Source organism: Phyllobacterium calauticae (assembly GCF_019991125.1).
GTDB classification, from domain to species: Bacteria; Pseudomonadota; Alphaproteobacteria; order Rhizobiales; family Rhizobiaceae; genus Phyllobacterium; species Phyllobacterium calauticae.
The window spans coordinates 342,386-360,004 of record NZ_JAGENB010000005.1; the positions used below are offsets into that span (position 1 = coordinate 342,386).

14 protein-coding genes are annotated in these 17,619 nt (G+C 60.7%); 4 read left to right on the plus strand and 10 right to left on the minus strand.

From position 1 onward, the window contains the following. Nucleotides 1-29: 29 nt before the first annotated feature. Genes J1W56_RS26090 through J1W56_RS19085 form a run of 4 tightly spaced genes read right to left on the minus strand, consistent with a single transcriptional unit; the run spans nt 30 to nt 4,612 of the window. A complete protein-coding gene (locus J1W56_RS26090) occupies nt 30-887 on the minus strand; it encodes a PCC domain-containing protein (protein ID WP_223614871.1) in 858 nt (285 codons plus the stop codon). Then, nucleotides 880-1,683, minus strand: coding sequence for an SDR family NAD(P)-dependent oxidoreductase (locus tag J1W56_RS19075; RefSeq protein ID WP_223614872.1), 804 nt, complete (start codon nt 1,681-1,683; stop codon nt 880-882). Before J1W56_RS19075 ends, J1W56_RS26090 begins: the two co-directional genes overlap by 8 nt. Further along, the gene (locus J1W56_RS19080) at nt 1,683-3,584 is read right to left on the minus strand and encodes a TRAP transporter large permease (protein WP_223614873.1); all 1,902 of its coding nucleotides are present in this window, start codon (nt 3,582-3,584) and stop codon (nt 1,683-1,685) included. The genes J1W56_RS19075 and J1W56_RS19080 overlap by 1 nt, the downstream gene beginning before the upstream one ends. 11 nt (nt 3,585-3,595) lie before the next feature. Beyond that, nucleotides 3,596-4,612, minus strand: coding sequence for a TRAP transporter substrate-binding protein (locus J1W56_RS19085; protein ID WP_223614874.1), 1,017 nt, complete (start codon nt 4,610-4,612; stop codon nt 3,596-3,598). A gap of 237 nt (nt 4,613-4,849) precedes the next feature. On the opposite strand from J1W56_RS19085, the gene J1W56_RS19090 reads away from it, so the two are divergent. After that, on the plus strand, nt 4,850-5,707 hold the full coding sequence (locus tag J1W56_RS19090) for an IclR family transcriptional regulator (protein ID WP_223614875.1): 858 nt from the start codon (nt 4,850-4,852) through the stop codon (nt 5,705-5,707). Next, complete coding sequence (locus J1W56_RS19095) at nt 5,704-7,311, plus strand: acyl-CoA synthetase (protein WP_223614876.1); 1,608 nt, start codon at nt 5,704-5,706, stop codon at nt 7,309-7,311. The genes J1W56_RS19090 and J1W56_RS19095 overlap by 4 nt, the downstream gene beginning before the upstream one ends. Nucleotides 7,312-7,313: 2 nt before the next feature. Here J1W56_RS19095 and J1W56_RS19100 read toward each other — a convergent pair whose 3' ends face one another. After that, a complete protein-coding gene (locus J1W56_RS19100) occupies nt 7,314-7,934 on the minus strand; it encodes a class GN sortase (RefSeq protein WP_404928424.1) in 621 nt (206 codons plus the stop codon). After that, nucleotides 7,934-10,156 (minus strand): marine proteobacterial sortase target protein, encoded by a 2,223-nt coding sequence (locus J1W56_RS19105; RefSeq protein WP_404928462.1) that lies wholly within the window; start codon nt 10,154-10,156, stop codon nt 7,934-7,936. The genes J1W56_RS19100 and J1W56_RS19105 overlap by 1 nt, the downstream gene beginning before the upstream one ends. A 221-nt stretch (nt 10,157-10,377) precedes the next feature. On the opposite strand from J1W56_RS19105, the gene J1W56_RS19110 reads away from it, so the two are divergent. Continuing rightward, entirely contained in the window at nt 10,378-11,157 is a 780-nt protein-coding gene (locus J1W56_RS19110) for a helix-turn-helix domain-containing protein (protein ID WP_223614878.1), read from the plus strand. Here the strand turns inward: J1W56_RS19110 and J1W56_RS19115 are convergent. The 4 genes from J1W56_RS19115 to J1W56_RS19130 form a co-directional block, all read right to left on the minus strand. Then, nucleotides 11,154-12,122: an ABC transporter permease gene (locus J1W56_RS19115; RefSeq protein WP_223614879.1), complete on the minus strand. Its 969-nt coding sequence runs from the start codon at nt 12,120-12,122 to the stop codon at nt 11,154-11,156. The two genes, J1W56_RS19110 and J1W56_RS19115, sit on opposite strands and share 4 nt — an antisense overlap. Further along, a complete protein-coding gene (locus J1W56_RS19120) occupies nt 12,119-13,633 on the minus strand; it encodes a sugar ABC transporter ATP-binding protein (RefSeq protein ID WP_223614880.1) in 1,515 nt (504 codons plus the stop codon). Before J1W56_RS19120 ends, J1W56_RS19115 begins: the two co-directional genes overlap by 4 nt. A 92-nt stretch (nt 13,634-13,725) precedes the next feature. After that, complete coding sequence (locus tag J1W56_RS19125) at nt 13,726-14,625, minus strand: substrate-binding domain-containing protein (RefSeq protein WP_223614881.1); 900 nt, start codon at nt 14,623-14,625, stop codon at nt 13,726-13,728. Between the two features lie 226 nt (nt 14,626-14,851). Continuing rightward, on the minus strand, nt 14,852-16,012 hold the full coding sequence (locus tag J1W56_RS19130) for an FUSC family protein (RefSeq protein WP_223614882.1): 1,161 nt from the start codon (nt 16,010-16,012) through the stop codon (nt 14,852-14,854). Nucleotides 16,013-16,131: 119 nt separating this feature from the next. Between J1W56_RS19130 and J1W56_RS19135 the strand changes: the two genes are divergently transcribed. Then, a complete protein-coding gene (locus J1W56_RS19135) occupies nt 16,132-17,514 on the plus strand; it encodes an FAD-containing oxidoreductase (protein ID WP_223614883.1) in 1,383 nt (460 codons plus the stop codon). The last annotated feature ends 105 nt before the right edge of the window (nt 17,515-17,619 follow it).

Sequence of the window (17,619 nt, forward strand, 5' to 3'; positions counted from 1 at the left end):
GGTCCTCTCTGTTGCTGGAGAAGAGGTGGTCAGGCCTCTTCCAGACACAGTTCAAAGGTGATGCAGACGGGATTGTCGCCGCGCACGAGATTGCCGCGGGTGATGCCGCCTCCGGTATCGACCATGGTGATCTCTATGCGGGTCCTGCTCGTGTCTGCCGAAACAAACCCTCCGGTGATGAACACTTCCGTCGCGATATCCTCGACGCGGCCGCCATCGGCGTATCGGGCGCCGATCAGGCTGCCGACGCCGCCACGCAGATGTGCCCCGGCAAAGCCATGCTTGCGGCAGATCGCTTCAAGCGCACCGATGATATCTTCGTTCGGCCGGACACGGGCCATGATTGTTCGTGGGTCGCTGCCGGTTGCCGTGGAGTCAATGATGGGAACTGGATGGAAAATGGTGAATGCCGTTTCCGCATCCGGCTCCGACACCATGCGGATGGTCTCGACACCCCAGACCGTGGCGCGGATCGGCCGGCTGACGATTGTCTCGTGCGGCAGGATGTGGCCGGCGCAACGTCTGCCATCCGGCTCAATCCAGGTGGCGTGGCAATGGATGAAGGCTGCGCCGTCGCGCTCGCCGAACGTGACATTGCCCCGTTCCATCATGGTTTCGCCTGCCGGTGCGAAGGTATCGCTGTACCACGCCGCATGAAGACCATCGGTCGAGAGTGCCGGCATGAGATAATGGAACGGAGCAAAAGCGCCGCCTTCGATGACAAGCGATGCGGCGCGCAGATTGGCGGCGGCCAGCGGGATGGCAATGGCGTCGTTGAGGCAGAGACCCGGCTGGAGCTCAAAGCTGAATGTACGCCCGGTGCCGACGACACTCTCGAACCGTTCCGCGGCCGCCGGGCCGGGTTGCTGCAACCGGCGGTCAGGCACCGACCACCGCCGAACAGCTCTGTCCGCCATCGACGGGCAGGCAGACACCGGTGATGAATTTTGCTTCGTCTGAGGCAAGAAAGACGGCGGCATTGGCCACATCGAACGCGCTGCCCATCTGCCCCAGCGGAACAAGGCGATTGCGTGCGGCGACCATCTCTTCGTTCGATGTGTAGTTGCCGGAAATCTGCTTGTAGATCAGCGGTGTATCGATCATGCCGGGCATGATGCAATTGGCGCGGATGCCGTGCGGTGCGTATTGCATGGCAAGAGCCACGGTCGCCTGATTGACCGCGCCCTTGGCCGCGTAATAGGCGAAATAGGGATAACCGGTCCAGCGGATAGCGGCCAGCGACGAGATATTGACGATCGCACCGGATTTGCGTGCCTTCATGTGCGGCAGGACGGCCTTGGCGGTGCGGAACACCGAGCCGACATTGATATCGAGCGACATCCGGAATTTTTCATCATCGAGGTCTTCCGGTCCGCCCGCTGTGGCGACGCCGACATTGTTGTGCAGGATGTCGATCCGGCCATAGCGCTCGATCGTGGCGTCCACCGCTTGCGTGACGGAAGCGCTGCTGGTGACATCCGAGGTAACCGCCAAGGCGGAAAAGCCTTCCGCCGCAATGATTGCTGCCGTTTCCTCGGCGGCTTCCTGTTGCAGGTCGATGCAAACGACGGTTGCACCTTCCCGGGCGTAGGCGACGGCGGCAGCCTTGCCGTTGCTCCATCCGGGGCCGGACGAGCCTGCCCCGAAAACCATGGCGATTTTATCTTTCAGTCTTTCAGTCATCAGAGGAAGCCAATCGAAATCCACGGGACGGCAGCCACGAGAATGATGCCGAGAATGAGGGCGGCGAGATAGCCCCAGATGGGCCGCATGCCCTCGTCGGGGTTGACCCGGCCAATGGCGCAGGCAGCATAATAGCCAACGCCGAAGGGTGGGGCGAAAAGGCCGATGCCCATCGAAAGGATCACGACCATAGCGTAGTGCACCTCGTGCACGCCGACCTGCCGGGCGATGGGAAACAGCAGCGGGCCGAAAAGCACGATGGCGGGTATGCCTTCCAGAACGCTGCCGAGAATGATGAACGCGACAATCGAAACGGCAAGGAATGTGATGGGACCGCCGGGCAGGCCCGTCATGGCGGCGGCAAGTTCGCGCGAGAAGCCGGACTGCGTCAATGCCCAGGCCATCCCGGTCGCCGCGCCGATGATCAGCAGGATGGCGCCGGAAAGCGAGGCGGTATCCACCAGCATCGGCTTCAGCCGTGCCCAGTCGAATTGCCTGTAGATGAAAAGCCCCGCCACGATGGAGTAGACAATGCCGATGGTCGATACTTCCGTTGCCGTCGCCACACCCTCGACCACCGAAGCACGGATGATGAAGGGAAGCGCCAGGGCGGGCAGGGCGATGACAAAAGCCCGACCGATCTGCCGTCCGGTGGCGCGGGTGACATGCGACAGGTCCTCATGGCGGTAGCGCCGCCAGACGACGAAACACAGCATCACAGCCAGGACAACGCCGGGAAGCAAGCCGCCGGTGAACAGCGCCGCGATGGACACGCCGGTGACCGAGCCGATGGTGATAAGCACGAGGCTGGGCGGAATGGTTTCCGTCTGTGCGCCGGTGGCGGAGAGCAGGGCAACCAGATCGCCCGGCTTGGCGCCGCGTGCCTTCATTTCCGGGAAGAGCACCGGCGCGACGGCGGCCATGTCGGCGGCCTTGGCGCCCGATATGCCGGAGACCAGATACATCGCGCCGATCAGCACGTAGGACAGGCCGCCGCGCACATGCCCCAGGAGGCTTGCCAGGAACTGCACCATGGCGCGCGCCATGCCGGTCATTTCGATCAGCACGCCGAGAAACACGAAGAGCGGCACGGCGAGGAGAATGAGGTGCGACATGCCTTCGTCCATGCGTCCGATGACCACGATCATCGGCACATTCGTCGTCAGGGCGAGATAGCCGAACGTGGCAAGACCGAAGGAAAAGGCGATGGGAACGCCGCTGAGAACGAGGGCTGCGACGACACCGACGAAGAAGATCAGCAGATTGATGTTGCCCAGCGGCTTCAGGGAAGGTCCGAGCAGCCAGAAGACAAGCGTCAGCACGCCGATAAGGGCAATCGCCGTCACGACATGCCGCAGGTTCGACACCTGAAAGAGTTTGATAAGCGCCGAGACGATCATCAGTCCGGCACCGACGGGCAATGCCGCCGCCCGCCATGCATTGGTTATCTCCAATGCGGGCGTGGTGATGTAGGTTTCCTCATGGGCATAGTCATAGGCGGGGTAGACGATGAACAGGAGAAATGCCATTGCGCCAACAATGGCGATGACATCGAAAAATGCCCGGCGCTGCGGGTTCATCATGCCGACCAGCGCCGTCATGCGCATGTGCTCGCCGCGCCGGAACGCCACCACGGCACCCAGCATGGCAAGCCACAGGAACAGGATCGACGCGAGTTCATCCGACCAGATCAGCGGTTGATGCACGACATAGCGGGCGATGATGCCGGCAAACAGGATGACCACCTCGGCAACAACGAGGATTGCCACGGGAAACTCGACGAGATGGCCAAGCAGCCGGTCGAGTTTCGATGCGATGGAGTGGTCATTGCGGGGCGGGGGAGAAAGAATGCTTTCGCCCTCCGCCGCCACGGCGCCTTCGGTCAGTCTGATTCCTGCCATCGGGTGCGCCCCTATGTCAGCTGGCCGACGACTTTTTCCAGAAGACCCCAGGCTTCCTCGCCATACTTGCCCTTCCATTCGGAATAGAAGCCTGCCTTGCGCAGGGCATCGCGGAAGGGCACGGGGTCCGGCGTGTTGAATTCAAGACCCTTGGTTTTCAGATCGGCCTGCAAGGTTTCGGTGAGCTTGGCCACGTCGTCGCGTTCGGCAAGACCGGCGGCGTTGATATGCTTGGCAACGACGGTTCTGATATCGTCGGGCAAGGCTTCCCAGGCGCGGCGGTTCGACAGGAACCAGAAGCCGTCCCACATATGGCTGGTCAGCGAGCAGTATTTCTGCACTTCATAGAGCTTGGCCGTCGAGATAATGGCGAGCGGGTTTTCCTGGCCCTCGACAACTTTGGTCTGCAGCGAGGAGTACACCTCGTTGAAGTTGATGCTGGCGGGTGATGACTGGAAAGCGGTGAACATCGATGTCCACAACGGGCTGACCGGAACACGGATCTTGAAGTTCTTCAGATCATCCGGTGTGGTAATCGGCTTGGTGCTCGACGTAATGTGGCGGAAGCCGTTGTCCCAGATCTTTTCCATGGCGACGAGATTGGATTTCTCGATCTGCTTGCGCACATGGGCGCCGAGATCGCCATCCATCGCCTTCCAGACGGAGGCGCTGTCGGGGAAGGCAAAGCCGATGCCATTGATCGACGCCGCCGGAACGAGCGTCGACAGGATCAGGCCGGACAGCGTGAAGAATTCCACCGCGCCGGAACGCAGCTGGCTGAGCGTATCCGTATCGGAACCAAGCTGGCTCGACGGGAAGATCGACAGTTCGAAGCGTCCGCCCGTTTCCGCTTTGATCTTGTCGGCGGCTTCCTGCGCCCGGATGTTCATCGGATGAGACACCGGCAGGTTGTTGGCGTATTTATAGGAAAACTCGGCAGCATGGGCCGGACGCCGCATGATGAAGGGGCTGGCAACCAGCGTTGCAGCAGTGCCGGCCAGAACCTGGCGGCGTGACAGATTATTCATGTGATTTCCTCCCGAACAGCATGGCGCATTCCCCCGGAACTCATTGAACGAATGCAACCTCCATCGCATCTGTTCAAATCATAGGTCCATATTATAGAATGCAATTCCTCCTTGAATTGGATAAAACCATAAACAAATACTGGTATCTTGCAATAATTTTTATGCCATAGTTCAATAGAACAACAAAATGATCCACAATATGGATCAAAATGCGTGTGGGAGAGCATGGAAGAAAAGATGACGGCACCGGCCAGTCTCAACGGGTCGCAAAGTGTCGACAGGGCACTGGGTCTTCTCAGTCTTGTCAGCTATTTCGGCGATCAGGGCGGATCGCTGAGCGAGATTGTCGAGCAGGGCGGCCTCAACAAGCCGACGACGCGGCGACTGCTGCTTGCACTCATCCGCTCGGGGCTGGTCGAACAGGATGCGCAGACCCGGCGTTATTATCTCGGGCAGGAAGCCTATGTGCTGGGAACGCTTGCCACCCGCCGTTACGGCCTATTGCAGATCACGCGCGACAGCCTCAGCATTCTCTCCGCCAAAACGCAGGATACCAGTTTTCTCTCCATCCAGCGCGAGACCTATGCGGTGTGCCTGCACCGGGAGGAAGGCACCTATCCCATCCGCACCCATGCGCTGCAGGCAGGGTACCGGCATCCCCTTGGCGTCGGCGGCGGTTCGCTGGCCATCCTTGCAACGATGCCGGATGACGAGATCGATATCATCCTGGCCGCCAACGAGGCGGTGCTGCTTGCCGATTACCCCAATCTTCCGCCGTGGCAGATCAGGGAGGATATCGCGGCAACGCGGGAACAGGGTTTTGCCCTCAACCCCGGGCGTATCCTGGCCAATTCCTGGGGTATTGGCCTTGCGATCCATTTTCCGGATGGGCGGGCCGCCGGCGCGTTGAGCATCGCGGCCATCGACAGCCGCATGCAGCCGGCACGCCAGCAGGAACTGGCGGAACTGATGCGTATCGAGGCGAAAAAGATCGAGGCGCGGCTGGCCCATCTCCAGCCGCTCAATGACCGGCCGAAACGGGCTTCGGCGGCCGGTGTGAAATCCAGAGCACGACCCGAACGGATAAAAGCATGAGCAGCACGGACACAGCCCTGATCACGGCCATGTCGAAACGCGTGATGAACCTGTCCGGTTTCCTGGCGCAGACCGCCCGCCGTCTGCCTGAAGAAACAGGTTTTGTCTGGGGAGAGAAAAGCTGGAGCTGGCGCGAGCTGCAGCGGCGTGTCGATGCGATGGCTGCGGCACTGCACAGCGAATTCGGTGTCGTCAAGGGTGACCGTATTTTGATCCAGTCGCAGAACTGCAACCAGATGTTCGAATCCATGTTCGCCTGTTTTCAGCTGGGCGCCGTGTGGGTGCCGACGAATTTCCGCCAGACGCCGGATGAGGTTGCCTATCTCGCCAAGGCGAGCGGAGCCAAGGGCATGATCTGCGGTCACCTCTTCCCCGACCATGTCGTGGCAAGCCGGGACATGAACCCAGATCTCGCTTTCGTCATTGCCATCGGCAAGGCGGATTTCGGCGACGATTACGATGACATCGTCGCCCGCTTTGACGGCCGGAACGTTGCAACCGCCGCCGTCGATCACGACGATCCCTGCTGGTTCTTCTTCACGTCAGGCACGACGGGCCGTCCCAAGGCGGCCGTCCTCACCCATGGCCAGATGGCTTTCGTCATCACCAATCATCTCTGCGATCTCATGCCCGGCACGACGGAGAAGGATGCTTCGCTGGTCGTTGCGCCGCTGTCGCACGGCGCGGGCATTCACCAGCTGACCCAGGTGGCGCGCGGTGCGAAGACGATCCTGCTGCCGACGGAGAAGTTCGATGTTGCCGAAGCGTGGAGGCTGGTCGAGCGCTGGCGCGTGAGCAATATGTTCACGGTGCCGACGATCCTGAAAATGCTGACGGAACACCCGTCGGTGCATGAGCGCGATCACTCCTCCCTGCGCTACGTGATCTATGCCGGTGCGCCCATGTACCGGACCGACCAGATCCATGCGTTGAAGACGCTTGGGCCGGTGCTCGTGCAGTATTTCGGCCTTGGCGAGGTGACCGGCAACATTACGGTCCTGCCGCCTGCCCATCATACGTCGCAGGATGGTCCCGATGCACGGATCGGCACCTGCGGCTTTGCGCGGACCGGCATGCAGATCGCCATTCAGGACGATACCGGCCAAGAGGTCAATCCCGGCGAAACCGGCGAGATCTGTGTCATCGGGCTGGCGGTGTTTGCGGGTTATTACGACAACCCCGAAGCCAATGCGAAAGCCTTTCGCGATGGCTGGTTCCGGACCGGCGATCTCGGCCACATGGACGAGGCGGGTTTCGTCTACATCACCGGCCGGGCGTCCGACATGTATATCTCCGGCGGTTCCAACGTCTATCCGCGCGAGATCGAGGAAAAGATACTCACCCATCCGGATATCAGCGAAGTGGCGGTGCTTGGCATTCCCGATCCGGTGTGGGGCGAGGTCGGGCTGGCTGTCTGTGTCGCACGATCCGGCAGCGCCCCCGATGGCGAGGCTGTCATGGCGTGGCTGACCGGCAAGATGGCGCGCTACAAACTGCCGAAGCGTATCGTCTTCTGGCCGGATATGCCCAAATCCGCCTATGGCAAGATCGCCAAGAAGCTCATCAGAGAAGAACTGATCCGGCGGGGTGAACTGGATAGCTAAGCTCATTCCAGCATCCGCGCTTTCACCAGATAGCGCATCGGTCCCGATGTTGCGGCATCGAATGGCCAGCAGGTGGCAAGAACCAGATTCTTGCCGGCGGCATTCGTATCAATGCCGGACTGATCCCAGCGGACGACCGATGTTTCCGTAACCTGATAGGTGAACACTTTGCCGTCGCGCCGGGTAATCCGGACCGCATCGCCGACCTGTACGTGCTTCAGAAAGGCAAAATGCGTATCGCGGTGTGCGGCATAGACGGCGGTGCCGTTGTCGCCTGCTTCTGCACTGCGGTCCACATGGCCGGGACCGAAGGCCAAGGCCTGTCCGCTTGCCCCGTGCAAGGCGATGGACGTTTCGCCGATACGCGGAAATTCAAGCCGCGCAACGGGCCAGGTGTCGGCCCATGACCAGGGTTTGACCGGCTGGCCGGTTGCGACGCTCCGGGTAAAGGCACGGTCCAGAAGCACCTGCGCCACCATGGCTTTCGCGTGAATCCACAGGCCTTGGCTGACCAGTACCAGTCCGACCAGAGCCATCACGATCATTCCGGCCCGCAGGGCAGGGCGGAGCACCGCCCTGCCTTTCCACTCGGAGACGCCGTACCGTGTGCGGATCGTGCTCATCATGCTTTCCCCATTGTCTTGCGGCTGAAGAAGAACAGCCCGGCGCTGGCGAAGAGCAGCAGCAACCCGGCGATCATGCGCAGTTCCGCATCGGTTGCCGTCTGCGGCAGGGGAAGCTGATCGGCAGGCGCCTGTTGGACAGCCGGCTTCTTGCCTGCCGCCAGCTTGGCAAACTGGACGTCCGGGCCATTGTCGAGGCTGGCCTTGCGTGTTGCCTGTTCACCGAACACCTTGTCGAAATCCCAGCCTGCCGGGAGATTGAGCGGAACGTCGGCGCGGGTCAGCGGCTTGTCCTGCGGCCGTGATGGATTTGTGTCGACGGCAACCAGACTGGTCAGGCGCGAGACGAGACTGTTTTCAAGCGCGAGTTTCAGGATGCGCCTGTCAGCTTCGTCACGGCTGATCTTGCCGAGGGTACTTTCGACCTCCGCATCGGAAATCTTGCGGCGGGCCCAGAGTTTTGACAGGCCTTCACCTTCAGCGGCCTTGGCAACCGGCAGCGTGACTTCCCATGGCTGCTTGCCGATCATGCCCTTGATTGTCAGGGTGCCGGAGAGCGAACCGAGCTTGGCGGCAATGACGAGCGGCTCGCCACGATAGAGGTCAGGCAAGATAGCTGGCGTTACGTCAGCGTTGCCGGAGGAGAAGGTGGCGCTGAGGTTGGTGATGATGGGACTCTCTAGCTTGGCAAAGAGATTGCGCATGCGCTCGTCGACCTGATCCGTCGAGCCGATGGAGGTGAAGGTGCCACGGCCAAGTTCAGCGGCGCGGTTCATCAGATAGTTGTTGGGAGCCGAGCCGATGCCGACCATGAAAACCCGTGACCGACCAAGCTTGGCGGCAATGGTATCGAGCAGTTGCTGTTCATTGCCGATGGCACCATCGGTGAGGAACACGATCTGGCGGACAAAGGACTGATCGTTGGGGCGCCGGTCGTTGAGGGCTGCCTCCAGCGGTGCAAGCATTTCCGTGCCGCCGGATGCTTCAAGGGCACCGACAAATTCACGGGCGGTGGAGACGTTCTCGCGGTCGGCGCTGACGGTATCCTGGAACAGCGAGGTCATGGTGTCGTCGAAGCGGATGACGTTGAAGCGGTCAGCGGGTTTGAGGCGGCTCAGGGCATAGTCGAGGCTGGCCTTGGCCTGATTCATCGATGTTCCACCCATCGAACCGGAATTGTCGATGACAAAGACGATTTCGCGCGGGCGCTGCTCCTGCTTCTGTTCGATAACTGGCGGCGTCACATAGGCAAGGGCATAGTCATGCTTGCCGACCGTTTCGCGGAACAGGCCGACAGCGGGTGCCTTGGCATTCTGCGGTTTCCAGGTCAGTTCGAAGTCGCGGTCGGCGTGGTTGTCACCCGCCAGCGAGATGACCTGCGTCTGCGCATCAACGGTTTCGGTGTTGACGGAATGGTGATGGCTCTTCACCTCGCCGAGGGCAAATCCAGCCTGCAGACGAACCTTGATGCTGACCGGATTGACCGGGGCGTTGATGCGCGGATCAAGCACGGGCGGCGTGATCTTGCTGCGATCGGGGACAGGATCGGCTGTGGTGCCCCAGCCGGAACCATCGGCCGCAAGGTCGGCGGTCTGCGTGATCGGTGCAGGATTGTAGCGCGGGGCGACAACCAGCGGCACGCGCAAGGAAAATTCATCGCCGGACAGGCGCACGGGCTCCTGATAATCGATCTGGACAACAACCTGTTCGTGCGGGCCGATATTGGCGACGGAGTTGGTGAAAAGGTTCGGCCGCTGCTGTTCGACAAGGCTGGCTTTCTGGCCGGCTGCCTTCGCCGTTTCATAGATGGTTTTGGCTTCCTTCTTTTCCTTGATGTCACCGATGATCACGCGCTTGCCGACAACCATTTTCAGGGCGTGCACGGCGCTGTCTTCCGGCAACGGATAGGCATAGACCGCCTCGACCCAGCCATTGGACGGGTTGGTGAATATCTGGGTGATACGGGCGCGTGCGGTGGGGCCGCTGACGACGATGTCCACATCGGTGGCCACGCGCGGGGCTTCGATGTAGCGGCCGGCTTCCGAGCTCTTCAGCAGAAGCGTGCCGGATTTGACGTCATCGAGGGTGACAAGTGGCGACCGGGCGGTTTCGGCATGCGCCGTCGCCAAACTGAAAAAGAATACGGCGAGCGCAATAAATGGCAGACCAACGACGTTGATCAACCAGAGTGCGTGGCAGGTACGGCGCAGCCAATGGGGCATCGCTCGGGGAGATTGCTGGGTATGGAAGGTTGCGGTTTTCATCGGGAAAGCTCCTGTTGGTGCTCCCATCGGGAAGCTTTCCCCATTTCATACATGGGCCTTTTTGCCGCCAGCGTAAGCTTCGGGAATGTTCCGCACGGCCGCGTCACGAGATGTCTTGCCCCCGACGGCCTTGTGTGGATATGTGAAGGAATGTACGTGATTTGACGGGAGCGAGGCCTATGGCCGGGGATATCGACAGTCAGCTATCGGAGCGGCAGAACCAGGCGGTCGCCACGAAGATCCGCGAGGAAATGGCGCGGCGGCGGGTTTCGCGGCAGTATCTGGCCGACCAGGCGAAGATCAGCCTGTCCACCCTGGAAAAGGCACTTTCCGGCCACCGGCCGTTTACACTGGCAACCACGATCCGGCTTGAAGAAGCGCTGGGCATGCGTCTGCGCGCGGCGGACCTGCTCGATAACCCGGTTGCGGTGAACAGTGGACATGCCAGTGAGGAATTCGGAGCCTATTCCCGCGCAGGAGCCGGGTGGATTGAAGGCCGGTATCTGACGTTGCGCCCTTCCTTCGGTGATCCGAAGGCAATCTTTGCCTATTGCACCGAGATCGGCTGGAACGATGCCGCATCCAATCTGCGGTTCATTGAAAAGGAACGGCTCGATGCGGCCTTTACCCAGCAGGGGACGGTGGCGATCCCGAATCTCTCCGGCCACATCTATCTTGCGACCAATACGTCGGGACAGCAGCGCCTGATCATCGTTTCGCGCCCGTCCATTACGGGTGAAATGTACGGAATCCTGACCACATTGCAGGCGGGCCGCGGCGCGCAATTGACGCCGATATCAGCACCTATCGTTCTCATTCCGATGGTATCCATGCCGGACGCACAGTTCGGACGCATCGCGCCCGATCACGGCAGCTACGCGTCCTATCTCGCCTATCTCAAACGCACGGTGGAGGAGCCCTTTGCCGTGTTCCTCCCCGGGCCTGCTGTCTCCGGTTAGGCCCGCATCGATTTGCTGCGCACGTCCAACCAGACGGCGAAGAGAATGACGATGCCCTTGAAGATAAGCTGGTAGAAATAGGGGACGGCCAGCATGTTCATGCCGTTGTTGATGACGCCGATGATGAGCGCGCCGAGAATGGTGCCGACCATGGTGCCGACGCCGCCGGCAAGGCTGGTGCCGCCGAGCACGACCGCGGCAATCGCGTCGAGTTCATAGCCCATGCCGGCATTGGTCTGGGCCGAGGAAAGGCGCGAGGACAGCAGGATGCCGCTGATCGCCGCCATGACGCCTGAGATCATGAAGATGATGATCTTCAACCGGTCGACGCGGATGCCGGAATAGATCGCCGCCTCGCGGTTGCCGCCGGCCAGATAGGCGCGGCGGCCGAAGATCGTGCGGGAGAGGACGATGTGGTTGATGGCAAAGAGGGCGATGACGATCCAGATGATGATGGGAAGGCCAAGCCAGCTTTCGCTGCCGATGGCCAGCCATGTTTCATTCTCGATGGAAGCGGGGGCGCCGTTGGTCGGCAGGCTGACAGCGCCGCGGTAGATGCCCATGGTCGCAACGGTGACGATGAAGGATGGCAGCATGAGTTTTGCCGACAGGACGCCGTTGAGCCCGCCCATGATGGCGCCTGCCGCCAGCGTGATCAGCACAGTCGGTGCAAAGCCAAAGCCCATGGAAAAGGCCTGCGCGGCCACCATGCCCGCCACGGCGATGATCGAGCCGACGGAAAGATCGATGTCGCCGAGCAGGATCACATAGGTCATGCCATAGGCAGCAACCGCGATTACAGCCACTTGCTGCATGATGTTCATGAAATTGTTGAAGGCAAGAAACCGCGGGCTGATCGAGGAGAAGACCAGGCACAGGATGATCAGCGAGATGACGATGCCACCATATTGCCGGATGAGGGGGGAAGCCAGAAGCGCCTGCTTCGTCTCGGTCGAATTGCTCATTGGTGTATTCCTGCTGCATAGGTCATAACGGTTTCGGGGCTGAGGCCCTGCGCATCCAGCGTTTTCGCCACGCGCTTGTCGTGCATGATGACGAGCCGGTCGCTGAGGCCGAGCACTTCCGGCAATTCCGACGATACCATCAGGATCGCAGTCCCGGCGGCGGCGAGCTCGCGGATGATGCGGTAAATCTCGAATTTCGCACCGACATCGACGCCGCGTGTCGGTTCGTCAAGAATGAGTATTTTGGGCCGCGTCTGCAGCCATTTGGCAATGACGATCTTTTGCTGGTTGCCGCCGCTGAGCGAGCCGGCAGGGGTATCGATGGAGGCGGTCTTGATGGCAAGGCGCAGGACTTCCGTCTTGGCCGCCGCCCGTTCGCGGGCCGGGCGGGTAAAGCCGAACTGTCCGGCCAGCTGGCCCAGCGCGACCATGTTGATGTTGCGCTCGACGCTGTGCTGCAGCACCAGCCCTTCTTCCTTGCGGTTTTCCGTAACGAAGGCGATGCCGTGTCGGATCGCATCGGCCGGGGAGCGCAGATGCACGGGAACACCGTTGAGGCGGATTGTCCCGGCCGGTTGCCCGAAACCGAACAAGGCCTTCATCACGTCGGAGCGGCCGGACCCGATCAGGCCGAACAGGCCGACAACTTCGCCCGGCCGCACGTCCAGCGAGACATTTTCGAATTTTCCCGTTTCGGAGAGATTTTCAACTGCAAGGACCGGAGGCACCGCAGATGAAGGGCGTTCGACAAGACGCGGCGGGTAAATGTCCTTCATCTCCCGCCCGACCATCAGCGCGATCAGGCCTTCGATGCTCGTGTTCTGCTTTTCCGTCGTCGCGACAAAGGAACCGTCGCGGATCACCGTGATATCATCGGAAATCCGCATGATTTCCTCCATGCGGTGCGAGATGTAGATGATGGCCGTTCCCTTGGCCTTCAGGCGTTCGATGATGGTGAAGAGGATTTCCGCTTCGCTGTCGGACAGTGAGGATGTCGGCTCGTCAAGGATGACCACGTCTGCGGGACGGCTGAGCCCCTTGGCGATTTCCACCAGCTGGCGCTGGGCGATGGACAGATCGCCGACCTTGGTGCGCACATTGACGGGCAGGCCGAGGTCCTGAACGATCTGCGCGGCCTGTGCGTTGAGATCGCGTTCATTGATGAAGCCGAACCGGTTGGGTTCATGCGTCGCCAGAATGTTTTCGGCAACCGAAAGGTTGCGGCAGAGGCTGAGCTCCTGGAACACGATGCTGAGGCCCAGTGCCTTTGCCTCGATAGGGTTTTTCGGGGCATAGGGCTCACCGCGCAGCATAATCGAGCCCGATGTCGGCTGGAACAGGCCGACGAGAATTTTCATGAGCGTGGATTTTCCGGCACCGTTCTCGCCCAGCAGCGTATGCACGCGCCCGGGCCGCACGGAAAGGTTCATGCGCTTGAGTGCCGTCACCGGACCGAAGGTCTTGGCGACGTCCTTGATTTCAAGCACAGGTGCGTTGGATGAAACGGCCATGAATGACAATCCTTACCGCAGGTCTTCCTGGACTGCCACCCGCGCGGCGGTCCTGCGCGGGTGGCACTGTTGTTTGTTGACGTTGGCGGGGGTTACTTTTCTTCGCCTGTTTTGGTGACAACGCCAGGAACGATCGGCTGCTTGGCGTCAACGGTCTCGCCCTTGATGACCTTGCCCGCGGTCGCAACCGCAACCTTGCCCATCTGGTCCGGATACTGCGCGATCACGCCGACCATGATAGGGTCGTTCTTGACCGCATTGCGGGCTTCTTCCATGCCGTCGAAGCCGATGACCTTGACCTGATCCTGCAGCTTTGCCGACTTGACGGCCGAGGCTGCAGCAAGGGCCGCATCGTCGCCGAAGCCGAAGATGCCGACGACGTCGGGGTTCGCCTGCAGGATGTTCTGGGCGGCGGCAAGCGCCTCGGGACGGGTGATGCCGGTCTGGATGGAGACGATCTTGATATCGGGATGCGCGGCAATCGCCTTCTTGAAGCCTTCAACGCGATCAACCACCGACTGCACCGTCGGGTAGTCAATGACAGCCACATTGCCCTTGTCGCCGATCTGCTTGGCCATCAGTTCGCCAGCCTTGACGCCGCCGGTATAGTTGTCGGTGCCGACATGCGAGGTGACTTCAACGCCCTTGGCGGGAACGTCCACGGTGATCACCTTGATGCCAGCCTTCTGCGCCTTGGCGATGGCGGATTTCACGCCTGTGCTGTCCACAGGCGAAATGATGATGACGCTGACGCCCTTGGTGATGAAATCTTCCACATCGGCGAGCTGCTTGTTCAGGTCCTGATTGGCAATCGCGATTTCAAGCGGCAGGTTTTCCGCCTTGGCTTCCGCGGTCATTGCCGAAGCAAGCGAGATATAGAATGGATGCTGCTGGGTGAGCAGCGAAGCGCCGATACCTTCGGCAAAAGCGCCGGTGGCCATCAGTGCGGCGGCGCCAGCAAGCAGCAGTTTGGTAAAATGGGTACGGATCATTGTTCCCTCCAGAACAGTTGTTTTCTCGAAAGCCGGCAGATGGGCATTGGCGATACACAACCGGATACTGCATGGCCGCTCTGCCGTGCTTCGTCCGTTGGCGATGGCCGATGCTCCTCCCACCTTCGTCCGCCGCATGGATGTTCAATTTATGTTGCTGTGTCAATATAAAAATTTGCGCGCGTAAAGTTTATTGCAGAAAGATGATCCGCATTCGCCACGGTATTTATTCGTTTGATGATGGCTGCTTGATGTCAGGGCCGTCATTTCGCGGCGTGTGATCACGGAAGAGATAGTGGGAGGCAAGGAGAACCGGCTCCAGGATGACCACGCCGAACAGGATGCCCGCAAGCCGTTCGATACCGGGTTCCAGCGCGGCACTGGTGTAGGTGTCGGGCACAAGGACGACAAGAAAGGCAAGGACGAACTGCGTTCCGATATAGCTGATGGAGGAGTTGCTGTTTTCGATATGCCGCCCGACAAGGACACCGATGCACACGCCAAGCGTCATGAGGACGGGCGAATGATGACTGCCGAGCAGGATGATCGTGGCGATCAGGCCGCCGACGCTGCAGCCGACAAAGCGCAGCACCAGCCGCGATGTGATCGGGTTCAGCACGCTTGCGGCCAGACTGCTCACCGGAATCATCATCACGGCCATGATGGTAATGCTCGACTGGCTGAGGGAGGTGATGCCCGTCCACAGCCATATCCATGGAATCAACCCCAGAGCGATTGCGGCCTGCAGCGCATGCTTCGCGGCGCCCCTGTGCCAGATCACGGAGTGTCTTATCGCGGTCTGCGCGGGCGTTTCCCGGGATTGCCGCGGCAACCGGCGCCGGATGGTGAAGGTCGATACCGCGCTGACGAGAATGCAGGCGAGGGTGCCCGCAAGAATTTCGACGAGGCGCGACTGGGCGAACGGCAGCACCGATTCCGATGGATGTTTCATGCCGTCGATCAGCACCATGCAGAATGTCAGCCCGGTGAACAGCCAGGCATAGCTGCGTTTTCCGACGAGGGCGAAGTAAAGCGTGACGCCGCCGATAATGACCAGCGACAGGCTGAGAAGGAACGGCTTGCCGATGACAAGCGGGGCCAGGGCCAAAGCGGCACCCGCACCCGCCGATGTGCCGATGATGCGCAGAATGCCGCGGGTGAGACTTTCCGATACATGCGAGCGCATCACCATGTAGCCGCTGAACGCCGCCCAACCGATGTTTTTCGCCCCAAGGACGTGCGCGAAGATGATGGCGAGCAGCACGGATATGACGCACTCGAACTCGTCGACCATCCGCGGTCCGGGCCTTGCCAACGACCGGAGTTCCCGCACGCTTGCGGTTGCGAAAACAGTAAGGCTGGCTGTGGCTTGCCGCAGATAGTTCATTGTTTGCTTCTACCGATCTTGCAGCCAGCTGTCGATGTTTCGATTTCCGGGCAAGGCGCGGCTTCCGAACCAATGCCGCTCTTGTTACTCTCGCACACCCTTAACGCTGGAGCACTGTCATGGGCCACGCATTCGACGCGATCATCATAGGGGCGGGGCAAGCGGGTCCATCGCTCGCCGGCCGGCTGACCGCGGCTGGCATGAACGTGCTGATTGTCGAGCGAAAACTGTTTGGCGGCACCTGCGTCAACACCGGCTGCATGCCGACGAAGACGATGGTTGCCAGCGCCTACGCGGCGCACCTTGCCCGGCGCGGCGCTGATTATGGCGTTGTGATAGAACAGCCCGTTCGCGTCGACATGAAGCGTGTGCGGCAGCGTGCCGATACCGTTTCGTTCAATGCCCGCACGGGTGTCGAGACCTGGCTGCGCGGCATGCACAATTGCCGGGTTGTCGAGGGGCATGCCCGGTTCGTCGACGCTCATACGATTGCTGTCGACGGCGCGCTTTTTCAGGCGCCGCGTATTTTCATCAATGTGGGCGGGCGCGCCAACATTCCGGACATGCCGGGTATTCGGGATGTCGATTGTCTCACCAATACGACCATGATGCGGCTCGATACCTTGCCTCGGCATCTGGTGGTGGTTGGCGGCAGCTATATCGGCCTCGAATTCGCGCAGATGTACCGGCGCTTCGGATCGCAGGTCACTGTCGTCGAGAAAGGTCCCCGGCTGGTTGGACGCGAAGACGCCGATGTGTCCGAGGCGATCAGGTCCATCCTGGACAATGAAGGCGTTGCCTGCCGTCTCGATGCCAATTGCATCGCGTTCAAACCGCATGCCGATGGCACGGAAGTTCATCTCGATTGCGATTCCGGTGCGCGCAGTGTGGTCGGCTCGCACGTGCTGCTGGCGATTGGCCGGCGTCCCAATACCGACGATCTCGGTCTGGACAAGGCAGGCATCGAGACGGACGAGCGGGGTTACATCAAGGTCGACGACTTTCTGGCGACGAGTGCCGACGGTGTCTGGGCGCTTGGAGACTGCAACGGGCAGGGCGCATTCACGCACACGGCCTATAATGATTATGAAATCGTGGCTGCCAATCTGCTGGATGGCGAGAGCCGCAAGGTCAGCGATCGGGTTCCCGGCTATGCGCTTTATATCGACCCGCCGCTCGGTCGGGCGGGAATGAGCGAAACCCAAGCCAGAGCAACGGGCCGCCCCATTCTGGTGTCGAAGCGACCCATGACCCGGGTTGGCCGGGCTGTCGAGAAAGACGAAACGCAGGGCTTCATGAAGATCGTTGCCGATGCGCAGACACAGCAGATTTTGGGCGCGGCGATTCTGGGTACCAGCGGCGATGAGGCGATCCATGGGATAATCGACGCGATGAGCGCCAAGGTGGGCTACCCCACGCTCAAATGGGCGGTGCCTGTCCACCCCACCGTTTCCGAACTAATCCCGACAGTTCTCGGCGATTTGTCCGCCCCGGCGCTCTGACAAGGCCCGCGTCAAAGTGGAGCGACGGCGCAACTTGTTCCGGAGAAAATTAGAGGTTATTGCCTTGTTCAGATATGACGGATAGCCTTTATGCGTGTTTGCGGT

Coding starts and splice junctions, on each gene's coding strand:
- J1W56_RS19075 (WP_223614872.1), bottom strand. CDS start 1,683: ATGACTGAAAGACTGAAAGATAAAATCGCCATGGTTTTCGGGGCAGGC.
- J1W56_RS19080 (WP_223614873.1), bottom strand. CDS start 3,584: ATGGCAGGAATCAGACTGACCGAAGGCGCCGTGGCGGCGGAGGGCGAA.
- J1W56_RS19085 (WP_223614874.1), bottom strand. CDS start 4,612: ATGAATAATCTGTCACGCCGCCAGGTTCTGGCCGGCACTGCTGCAACG.
- J1W56_RS19090 (WP_223614875.1), top strand. CDS start 4,850: ATGACGGCACCGGCCAGTCTCAACGGGTCGCAAAGTGTCGACAGGGCA.
- J1W56_RS19095 (WP_223614876.1), top strand. CDS start 5,704: ATGAGCAGCACGGACACAGCCCTGATCACGGCCATGTCGAAACGCGTG.
- J1W56_RS19100 (WP_404928424.1), bottom strand. CDS start 7,934: ATGAGCACGATCCGCACACGGTACGGCGTCTCCGAGTGGAAAGGCAGG.
- J1W56_RS19105 (WP_404928462.1), bottom strand. CDS start 10,156: ATGCCCCATTGGCTGCGCCGTACCTGCCACGCACTCTGGTTGATCAAC.
- J1W56_RS19110 (WP_223614878.1), top strand. CDS start 10,378: ATGGCCGGGGATATCGACAGTCAGCTATCGGAGCGGCAGAACCAGGCG.
- J1W56_RS19115 (WP_223614879.1), bottom strand. CDS start 12,122: ATGAGCAATTCGACCGAGACGAAGCAGGCGCTTCTGGCTTCCCCCCTC.
- J1W56_RS19120 (WP_223614880.1), bottom strand. CDS start 13,633: ATGGCCGTTTCATCCAACGCACCTGTGCTTGAAATCAAGGACGTCGCC.
- J1W56_RS19125 (WP_223614881.1), bottom strand. CDS start 14,625: ATGATCCGTACCCATTTTACCAAACTGCTGCTTGCTGGCGCCGCCGCA.
- J1W56_RS19130 (WP_223614882.1), bottom strand. CDS start 16,012: ATGAACTATCTGCGGCAAGCCACAGCCAGCCTTACTGTTTTCGCAACC.
- J1W56_RS19135 (WP_223614883.1), top strand. CDS start 16,132: ATGGGCCACGCATTCGACGCGATCATCATAGGGGCGGGGCAAGCGGGT.